Here is a 9,869-nt window from a genome sequence, read left to right as displayed (position 1 = left end):
AGCGCAGCGATGCGTTGAGCTAACCGGTACTAATGACCCGTGAGGCTTAACCTTACAACACCAGAAGCGTTCTGGTGAGTGTTGAGAGACAACACGAACGATATTCAGCTTGTGACGGATAAAGAATTTAGCACTGTTCTGCGGACACAAGTCCGAAGAATTTTGCGCTGAGACAAGGCGGCAAGCGAGACGGCGGGAAGGAGCATACATGAGTATGTGACTGAGCGACGCGAACGCAGGCAACGCAGTATCAGCACAAAAGACACAGGACAGGGCAGAAAGAATTTGCCTGGCGGCTTTAGCGCGGTGGTCCCACCTGACCCCATGCCGAACTCAGAAGTGAAACGCCGTAGCGCCGATGGTAGTGTGGGGTCTCCCCATGCGAGAGTAGGGAACTGCCAGGCATCAAATAAAACAGAAAACCTCAGCCTGACGGCTGGGGTTTTTTGTTTATCTGCTCTCTGAAAGTTTACTGTTCGAGCATGTACATGCGACAAAATTGTCGGGAACAATTTTGAACGCCGCCTGCGGCGGCCCCGAAGGGGCGAGTATCAGGATGATACGAGTATTGTAGGGAAGTGCCAGGCATCAGATAAAGCAGAAGGCCATCCGTAAGGATGGCCTTTTTGCGTTTGCACAGTCTAAAATTCCCTCTGAAGTAGCCATTTTACAGTCCCGTATTCTACTTTCTCTGCACTGACATCCAGCTTAAGCAACCTCAATGACTCACTCCGGTGATGCTGTTCAGATACGGCAGTAATAAATACGGGAATGGCTGAAAAATAACCTTCTGATGTTTGTTTTTCACCCGTGTTTTGGCTAAAAAACCGGCTCACACGTCGTTCTCGGTACAGAAAAGACCCTCCTTTCAGGCAGCTTTAATCGCGTTACCAGCGTGATAGTCCACAGCGGGATCCGCTGGCTGCCCCTTCACCCTGAAACATTTTCAACTATCATATGAACAACTCGACTTTTGTTATGCATCACGCTATCTTCAGGCATCTGGATGTCTAAACGTATAAACGTATGTAGTGAGGAAGTTGACCATGCCGATCAGGGTACCTGATGAATTACCAGCCGTGAGTTTTCTGCGCAATGAGAACGTCTTTGTCATGACGTCGACTCGTGCCAGCACTCAGATGATCCGTCCCTTGAAGGTGCTGGTACTAAATTTGATGCCGAAGAAGATCGAAACTGAAAACCAGTTTTTGCGTCTGCTTTCAAACTCGCCGTTACAGATTGATATTCAGCTGCTGCGCATCGATAGCCGTGAGTCCCGCAACACGCCCAGCGAGCACCTGAATAACTTCTACTGTAATTTCGAAGACATCAAACACGATAACTACGATGGTCTGATCGTCACCGGCGCACCGCTGGGTCTGGTCGATTTCTGCGATGTTGCCTACTGGCCGCAGATCCAGCAGGTACTGCACTGGGCGCGTGAGCACGTGACCTCCACGCTGTTTGTCTGTTGGGCTGTACAGGCCGCATTAAACATCCTCTACGGCATCCCGAAGCAGACGCGGGAGAACAAGCTATCCGGCGTATTTGAACACCAGATCCTGCATCCTCATGCGCTGCTGACGCGGGGCTTTGACGATACTTTCCTGGCTCCTCACTCGCGCTATGCCGACTTCCCGGCGCAGATCCTACGCGATTACACCGATCTGGAAATCTTTGCCGAATCTGAGAAAACCGGTGCCTATCTGTTTGCCAGTAAGGATAAGCGCCTGGCCTTCGTTACCGGTCATCCTGAGTACGATGCGCTAACGCTCTCGGGTGAGTATCACCGCGACTATGATGCAGGTCTGAACCCTGAAATCCCCTATAACTACTTCCCGCAGGACAATCCTGAACTTCCTCCGAACGCGAGCTGGAGAAGCCACGGCAACCTGCTGTTTTCAAACTGGTTAAACTACTACGTCTACCAGATCACACCATTCGATCTACGCCATATGAACCCAACGCTGGACTAGTTTCACCCCACCCGATCGCGGGCTGACTCACTAAAGCTGATTCCTGCGATCGGGTCGATCAACATCCCCATTTCTCTATATCACTCCTATCAATCTCAATCCAACCACTTCAGTAAAATCGGCTGAATCGATCCTTCTTACCACGCCTAAAAATCATGATGAAAACACCTTCACATCTTCAAGTATTTTTATTCTTCTATAAATCAATTAATTAAAGCCATTTAATAATTAAAATGGAAATAGTTTTTGATTTTGGAAATTAACTGTTTATATTTTGATCCTGCGGGTTAAAGATTGTCCACTTAACGATCGTCACGCCAGGCGGACGAAACTGACAGGAGCAGGGATATGACACAACAGCTAATTAGCGCGGATCTCACCTTCCAGCGCCGGCCTGGCCAGCAGGAACGCGAAATTCTCACGGATGCAGCGGTCGATTTTCTTACCGAACTGGTGACGCGCTTCACGCCACAGCGCAACGCGCTGTTGGAAGAACGAGCAAAAAACCAGCGTAGAATCGATGCCGGTGAGCTGCCTGGTTTTATTTCGGAAACGACTTCCATTAAAAACGATGACTGGCAAATTCGCGGTATCCCACGCGACCTGCAGAACCGCCGGGTGGAAATTACCGGCCCCGTTGAGCGCAAGATGGTGATCAATGCCCTGAATGCCAACGTCAACGTGTTTATGGCCGATTTCGAAGATTCACTGGCCCCGAGCTGGGACAAAGTGATCGCCGGGCAGATCAACCTGCGCGATGCGGTTAACGGCACCATCAGCTACAGCAATGAAGCGGGCAAAATCTACCAGCTGAAGCCGAATCCGGCGGTGCTGATCTGCCGCGTTCGCGGCCTGCACCTGCCGGAAAAACACGTTACCTGGCGGGGAGAGGCGATTCCGGGCAGCCTGTTTGATTTTGCCCTCTACTTCTTCCACAACGTAGAAGCTCTGCTGGCGAAAGGCAGCGGCCCCTACTTTTACCTGCCAAAAACGCAGACGTATCAGGAAGCCGCCTGGTGGAGCGAGGTGTTCAGCTACGCCGAGGATCGTTTCGATTTGCCGCGTGGCACCATCAAGGCGACCCTGCTGATCGAGACGTTGCCGGCGGTGTTCCAGATGGATGAGATCCTCTGGAGCCTGCGCGATCACATCGTGGGTCTAAACTGCGGGCGCTGGGATTACATCTTCAGCTACATCAAAACGCTGAAAAACCACCCCGATCGTGTTCTGCCGGATCGGCAGTCGGTCACCATGGATCAGGGCTTCCTTGATGCCTATTCGCGGCTGCTGATTAAAACCTGTCACCGTCGTGGCGCATTCGCCATGGGGGGCATGGCGGCCTTTATTCCGAGCAAAGATGCGGAACGCAACGAGTGGGTACTGAACAAGGTGAAAGCCGACAAACAGCGCGAAGCCAGCAACGGTCACGACGGTACCTGGGTTGCGCATCCCGGCCTGGCGGATACGGTGATGGAGGTCTTTAACCAGACGCTGGGCGACGAGCTGAACCAGCTGCACGTGACGCGTGAAGAGGATGCCGCCATTACCGCCGAACAGCTTCTGGCCCCGTGTGACGGCGAGCGAACCGAAGCCGGAATGCGCGCGAATATTCGTGTGGCGGTGCAGTACATCGAATCCTGGATTAACGGCAACGGCTGCGTACCGATTTACGGGCTGATGGAAGATGCCGCGACGGCGGAAATCTCCCGCACCTCCATCTGGCAGTGGATCCGCCACGGAAAAACGCTGCAAAGCGGTGAAACCGTAACCCAGGCGCTTTTCCGCAGGATGCTGACCGAAGAGATGCTGGTCATCCGCGAAGAGCTCGGCGGTCAGCGCTTCGAGCAGGGCCGCTTCGAAGAGGCCGCCGCCTTAATGGAACGTATCACGACAGAATCCGAACTGGTTGAATTCCTGACTTTACCCGGCTACCGCTTACTTCCCTGAACCTGACAAGGAACACTGCTATGACCTCACGTACCCAACAGATCCAACAAATCGAACAATCCCGACGCGATGCACGTTGGGAAGGCATTACCCGCCCTTACAGCGCGGAAGAAGTGGTGAAGCTGCGCGGTTCGGTCAATCCGGCCTGTACGCTGGCCCAGCAGGGCGCTGAAAAGCTGTGGGCGCTGCTCAACGGCGGTGCGAAAAAAGGCTACGTTAACAGCCTCGGCGCGCTGACCGGCGGCCAGGCTCTGCAGCAGGCGAAAGCCGGCATTGAGGCAATTTACCTCTCCGGCTGGCAGGTGGCCGCCGACGCTAACCTGGCCTCGAGTATGTACCCGGACCAGTCACTCTACCCGGTGAACTCTGTACCGTCGGTGGTTGAGCGGATTAACAACAGCTTCCAGCGTGCGGATCAGATCCAGTGGGCCAACGAGATTGACCCGGGCGATCCGCGCTATACAGACTATTTCCTGCCGATCGTCGCTGATGCGGAAGCCGGTTTTGGCGGCGTGCTGAACGCCTTTGAGCTGATGAAGTCGATGATTCAGGCCGGTGCGGCCGGGGTTCACTTTGAGGATCAGCTGGCCTCGGTGAAGAAGTGCGGCCATATGGGCGGTAAAGTGCTGGTACCAACCCAGGAAGCCGTACAGAAGCTGGTTGCCGCTCGCCTTGCTGCGGATGTGATGGGCGTGCCCACGGTGCTGATCGCCCGCACCGATGCCGACGCCGCCGATCTGATCACCTCCGACTGCGACGAGTACGACCGTGAATTCGTCACCGGTGAACGCACTCAGGAAGGGTTCTACCGCACCCGTGCCGGGATCGAGCAGGCCATCAGCCGTGGGCTGGCCTATGCGCCGTATGCCGATATGGTGTGGTGCGAAACGTCAAAACCGGATCTCGACCAGGCGCGACGCTTCGCCGAAGCCATCCACGCCCGCTTCCCGGGCAAGCTGCTGGCCTACAACTGCTCGCCGTCGTTTAACTGGAAGAAGAACCTCGACGATCGCACCATTGCCCAGTTCCAGCAGGCGCTGTCTGATATGGGTTACAAATACCAGTTCATCACCCTGGCGGGCATCCACAGCATGTGGTTCAACATGTTTGATCTTGCACAGGCCTACGCGCAGGGCGAGGGAATGCGTCACTACGTGGAAAAAGTGCAGCAGCCGGAATTTGCCGCTATCGACAAGGGCTACACCTTCTCTTCCCATCAGCAGGAAGTGGGGACCGGCTACTTTGACCGCGTGACCACCATTATCCAGGGCGGCAGCTCTTCCGTCACCGCGCTGACCGGTTCGACCGAAGAAGATCAGTTCTGATAAACGGGCGGGCCGTCGGCTCGCCCCCTAATTTTATTGACCGGTTGATGAGGTGTGCGATGTCAGAGAGGGAAACGCTGATAGCCCAGACTATCCTGCAGGGGTTCGATGCCCAGTACGGCCGCTTCCTGGAAATTACCGCCGGTGCCCAGCAGCGCTTTGAGCAGGCCGACTGGCAGGCGGTGCAGCAGGCGATGAAGGCGCGTATCCATCTTTACGATCATCACGTCGGGCTGGTCGTTGAACAGCTGCGCTGTATTACCGGTACGCAGTCTGAAGATCGAGACGTTCTTCAGCAGGTAAAAAGCATCTACACCGGGCTGCTGCCCGACTATCCGCGTTTTGAAATTGCCGAAAGCTTCTTCAACTCCGTTTACTGCCGTCTGTTCAGCCATCAGTCGCTGACGCCGGAACGGCTGTTTATTTTCAGCTCCCAGCCCGAGCGGCGCTTTCGGACGATCCCGCGGCCGCTGGCGCGGGAGTTCAGCGCGTCGGCAGGCTGGCAGCCGCTGTTGAATCGCCTGCTGCACGATCTGCCGCTGCGACTGCCGTGGCAGGATCTGGCGCGGGATATCACATTTATCATCAGCCATCTGCGGGAAAACTTCAGCGAAAGCGACCTGCAGCAGGCAACGCTTCAGGTCGCCAACGAGCTGTTTTACCGCAATAAAGCGGCGTGGCTGGTGGCTAAACTGCGCACGCCTTCCGGTGTATGCGCGTTCCTGCTGCCCATCCACCGCAGCGATGCGGGCGAGCTGTTTATCGATACCTGCCTGACCCGCAACCGCGAGGCCAGCATCGTCTTCGGCTTCGCCCGTTCTTACTTCATGGTGTATGCGCCGCTGCCCGCCGCGCTGGTCGAGTGGCTGCGGGAGATCCTGCCGGGGAAAACCACCGCCGAGCTGTATATGGCGATTGGCTGCCAGAAGCACGGCAAAACGGAAAGCTACCGGGAATACCTCAACTACATGGCCGCCACCCGCGAACAGTTCGTTATCGCCCCCGGCGTTCCGGGCCTGGTGATGCTGGTGTTTACGCTGCCGGGATTTGACCGGGTGTTTAAGGTGATTAAAGACACCTTCGCGCCGCAGAAGGACGTCACGCCGCAGCGAGTGCGCCAGTGCTACCAGCTGGTCAAAGAGCACGATCGCGTGGGTCGTATGGCCGACACCCAGGAGTTCGAAAACTTCGCCATCGAACAGGCGAGGCTCAGCCCGGACCTGCTGGCCGCGCTGTGGCGCGAGGTGCCGGAAAAACTACAGCAGCAGGGGGAGATGTTAATCATCAGCCATCTGTATATGGAGCGCCGAATGACGCCGCTCAATCTGTGGCTGGAACAGGCCGACGATCGGCAGCGGCACGATGCGATTGAAGAGTATGGCAACGCGGTGAAGCAGCTGGCGGCGGCCAATATTTTCCCCGGCGATATGCTGTATAAAAACTTCGGCGTCACCCGCCACGGGCGGGTGGTGTTCTACGATTACGATGAAATCAGCTATATGACCGAAGTGAACTTCCGCGACATCCCGCCGCCGCGCTACCCGGAGGACGAACTGAGCCATGAGCCGTGGTACAGCGTGTCGCCGGAGGATGTTTTCCCGGAGGAGTTTCGCCATTACCTCTGCGCAGACGCGAAAATAGCGCGGCTGTTTGACGACATGCACGCGGAACTGTTCCGCGCCGACTTCTGGCGCGGGCTACAGCAGCGGATCCGCAACGGGCATATTGAAGATGTCTTTGCCTACCGCCGCCGGCAGCGCTTTTGCCAGCGCTACGGCGACGGCCAGCTCGGCCAGGCGTGCTGAAAATCAGGTATAGAAGTAGCGCACCACGTGGAAGAATACCGGCGCGGCGAAGCAGAGTGAATCGATGCGATCCATCATGCCGCCGTGCCCCTCGAGCATCGCGCCGAAATCTTTCACCCCGCGATCGCGCTTGATCGCCGACATGCACAGGCCGCCCAGGAAGCCGAGCAGGGTGATCAGCAGTGAAATCAGAAACGCCTGCCACGGCGCAAACGGGGTTATCCACCACAGCCCCATGCCGACCAGGCTGGCGCTGAGGATGCCGCCGACAAAGCCCTCCACCGTTTTATTCGGGCTGAGCTTCGGCACAATCGGGCGTTTGCCCCACAGCTTGCCGAACACATACTGCAGCACGTCGGAAATCTGCACCACAATCATCAGGAACAGCAGCAGCTTGATATTCTGCTGCTCATAGCCGGGGATCTGCAGCATCAGCAGGGCCGGAGCGTGGCTGATGCAGTAAACGGCGATCATCATGCTCCACTGAATTTTGGCCGCGCGCTCCAGGAAATGGCTGGTATCCCCCGCCAGAGCCAGCCGGGCCGGAATAAACAGCCAGGCGTAAACCGGGATCAGGATGACAAACACGCCGTACCACTCAATACCGACCAGCAGGTACTGCAAAGGCAGGATGACAAAGAAGCACCAGAACAGCGCCTCGTGATCGCTGCGGCGTGTCGGCAGCAGGGTGATACACTCCCGCAGCGCATAGAACGACATCAGCATAAACAGCACCGTCGACCCGATAGGCCCAAGCGTCATCGCCAGTACGGAGATAATGCACATCACCCACCAGGCGCGAATGCGTGCGTTCAGGTTGGCGATGGTGTCATTCTGCTTAAACTTTGCCAGTACGCCGCCAATGATGCTGGCCACCAGCAGCAAGCCAAACAGGCCGCACAGCAGCCAGCTCAGTTCGGTATCCCAGATTTTCATGGTGCAATCGCCTCCAGTGCGGCTTTAGTCCTTGTCAGAAAGGCCTGTTTATCTTCACCCTCTGCCACGCCAGGCAGCGGCGTACCGAAGGTGGCGCTACAGATAATCGGCACCACCAGCCGCGAGCCTTTTGGCAGCACCCGGTTCAGGTTATCCAGCCATACCGGCACCAGTTCGACCTGCGGATAGGCTTTGGATAGATGGTAAAGGCCGCTCTTAAAGCTGTTGAGCTGCTCGCCGCTGCCGCGCGTACCTTCGGGGAACAGGATCAGCGAGTGCTGACCGTCCAGCGCCTGCTTCAGCGGCAGCAGCACGTTTTTGCTCATCGATGAACTGTTCGCACCATGGTCCTGGTCTGACAGGATCGTGTCGCTAGCCTCAATGTGTCCTTTCTGCAAAGACATGCGACTGATGTCACCGTTCGCTTGCTGCGGGCTGCCGGTGTCCGCATCGGCATCCGGCACAACCGGCGCGATATCCGCGCTGTGTACTTTTGCCGGTTTCACCTCCCGCTCCCCGGCAGGGCGGCGCTCAACCAGCACCGCGCCGAAAATCCGCAGTGCCAGATAGCGCCGCAGTCGTGACCCCAGCCAGTAATCCGCCGCCGCCACCGGGTGAACGCGGGTGCGCATTTGCGGCGGCAGGCTGGCCCAGATCACCAGGCCGTCGAGGTGGCTACTGTGGTTAGCGTAGTAGATGCGGGTTTTTTCAGGCTCCGGCTCGCTGTGCCAGCGGGAACGAATACCGGTGAGTAAGCGGCAGACGGTGACCAGCAGCGTGCTCACCAGGCGGCGATCGAGGGACAGGCGTGATTCAGGCATCGCTCAGCGTCCTCCTGTCATCTGCAGAGGCCACAGACCGGTCGGCAACCCGAGTCGGCCATCGCTTATCCATACAAATCAGTTGGTACTGAACATCCTTATCCATCTAAAACCCCCAGCGTTGAAAATCATTAATAGACTGCGTTGGCGAGCGTTCAGTGGCTGCCGCCGTATTCGCGAGTAATTTCTTTGGCTGCTTTAATCACCAGCGCGCCGATCTCGGTGACGCGATCGTCGGTGATACGGGAAATCGGGCCGGAGATCGACAGGGCGGCAAACGGTTCGCGGTGCTCATCGTAAATGCAGGCGGCAACGCAGCGTAATCCCAGCGCATGCTCTTCATCATCAAAGGAATAGCCCGCTTTACGCGTCTGCGCCAGGTTATCTTTCAGGCTCTGCGGCGACATCAGCGTTTTCGGCGTGTAGTGATGCAGACCCTGGCGATGCAGCAGCTCGGTCACCTGCTTCTCATTGAGGTTGGCAAGGAACGCCTTGCCCGCGCCGGAGGCGTGCATCGGCAGCTTGCCGCCGATCGGGGCCGACATGCGCATCAGCTGAGTGCACTGCACCTGATCGATAATCACCGCCTGATGATCGCTGAGATCCAGCACCGCCAGGTTCACCGTTTCACCGGACTCCTCCATCAGCCTGCGCAGCATCGGATGCACCAGCGCCAGCAGGTTGCGGCTTTGCAGGAAGCTGCTGCCCACCACAAACGCGTGCGCGCCGATAGTCCACAGGCCTAAATCTCCCACCTGGCGCACAAATCCCTGCTGCTGCATGGTGGTCAGCAGGCGGTGCGTGGTGGAGTTGGGCAGCCCGGCCTGCTGGGCCAGTTCGGTCAGTGCCACGCTGCCGTGGGATTCGGCAATGAACTCCAGCAGCTTCAGGCCGCGGGTTAACGACTGAACCTGGCCAGCAGGTTGCGCTGTCTGGGCGCTGGCAGCACGAGGTTTTTTGCCGCGTTTAACCGGGACGGGGGTAGCCATATCTGAGTCCTTTGTTTTTCACCATATGGAAATCATTTTCGTTTTATTGGCTAATAATGCAACGCGTTGC

7 protein-coding genes and 1 rRNA gene are annotated in these 9,869 nt (G+C 57.0%); 5 read left to right on the top strand and 3 right to left on the bottom strand.

The genetic code is table 11. The features are described from left to right. Positions 1 to 288 precede the first annotated feature (288 nt). The 5 genes from rrf to aceK all read left to right on the top strand — a co-directional run bounded on the left by rrf (position 289) and on the right by aceK (position 7,053). Positions 289 to 404: ribosomal RNA gene (gene rrf, locus EC836_RS08785) — 5S ribosomal RNA — on the top strand. A gap of 642 nt (positions 405 to 1,046) precedes the next feature. Next, entirely contained in the window at positions 1,047 to 1,976 is a 930-nt protein-coding gene (gene metA / locus EC836_RS08780) for a homoserine O-succinyltransferase (RefSeq protein ID WP_123332114.1), read from the top strand. A 348-nt stretch (positions 1,977 to 2,324) separates the two neighbouring features. Continuing rightward, positions 2,325 to 3,923, top strand: a complete 1,599-nt coding sequence (gene aceB, locus EC836_RS08775) for a malate synthase A (RefSeq protein ID WP_123332112.1) — start codon at positions 2,325 to 2,327, stop codon at positions 3,921 to 3,923. Positions 3,924 to 3,943: 20 nt separating this feature from the next. Further along, complete coding sequence (gene aceA, locus EC836_RS08770; protein WP_123332110.1) at positions 3,944 to 5,248, top strand: isocitrate lyase; 1,305 nt, start codon at positions 3,944 to 3,946, stop codon at positions 5,246 to 5,248. Between the two features lie 59 nt (positions 5,249 to 5,307). Then, positions 5,308 to 7,053 carry a bifunctional isocitrate dehydrogenase kinase/phosphatase gene (gene aceK / locus EC836_RS08765; RefSeq protein WP_123332108.1) on the top strand — a complete coding sequence of 582 codons (1,746 nt, stop codon included), beginning with the start codon at positions 5,308 to 5,310 and terminating at the stop codon, positions 7,051 to 7,053. 3 nt (positions 7,054 to 7,056) lie between these two features. On the opposite strand, the gene EC836_RS08760 is transcribed toward aceK, so the two are convergent. The 3 genes from EC836_RS08760 to iclR all read right to left on the bottom strand — a co-directional run bounded on the left by EC836_RS08760 (position 7,057) and on the right by iclR (position 9,799). Next, positions 7,057 to 7,989, bottom strand: a complete 933-nt coding sequence (locus EC836_RS08760) for a phosphatidate cytidylyltransferase (protein WP_123332106.1) — start codon at positions 7,987 to 7,989, stop codon at positions 7,057 to 7,059. Continuing rightward, positions 7,986 to 8,810, bottom strand: coding sequence for a 1-acyl-sn-glycerol-3-phosphate acyltransferase (locus EC836_RS08755; RefSeq protein ID WP_123332104.1), 825 nt, complete (start codon positions 8,808 to 8,810; stop codon positions 7,986 to 7,988). The genes EC836_RS08760 and EC836_RS08755 overlap by 4 nt, the downstream gene beginning before the upstream one ends. 155 nt (positions 8,811 to 8,965) lie before the next feature. Then, the gene (gene iclR, locus EC836_RS08750; protein WP_123332102.1) at positions 8,966 to 9,799 is read right to left on the bottom strand and encodes a glyoxylate bypass operon transcriptional repressor IclR; all 834 of its coding nucleotides are present in this window, start codon (positions 9,797 to 9,799) and stop codon (positions 8,966 to 8,968) included. Positions 9,800 to 9,869 lie beyond the last annotated feature (70 nt).

The organism is Erwinia sp. JUb26, from assembly GCF_003751505.1.
In the GTDB taxonomy this organism is placed as follows: domain Bacteria; phylum Pseudomonadota; class Gammaproteobacteria; order Enterobacterales; family Enterobacteriaceae; genus Erwinia.
The sequence above is the reverse complement of the archived record's forward strand: the minus strand, read 5'-3'. Positions and strand labels throughout refer to the sequence as shown.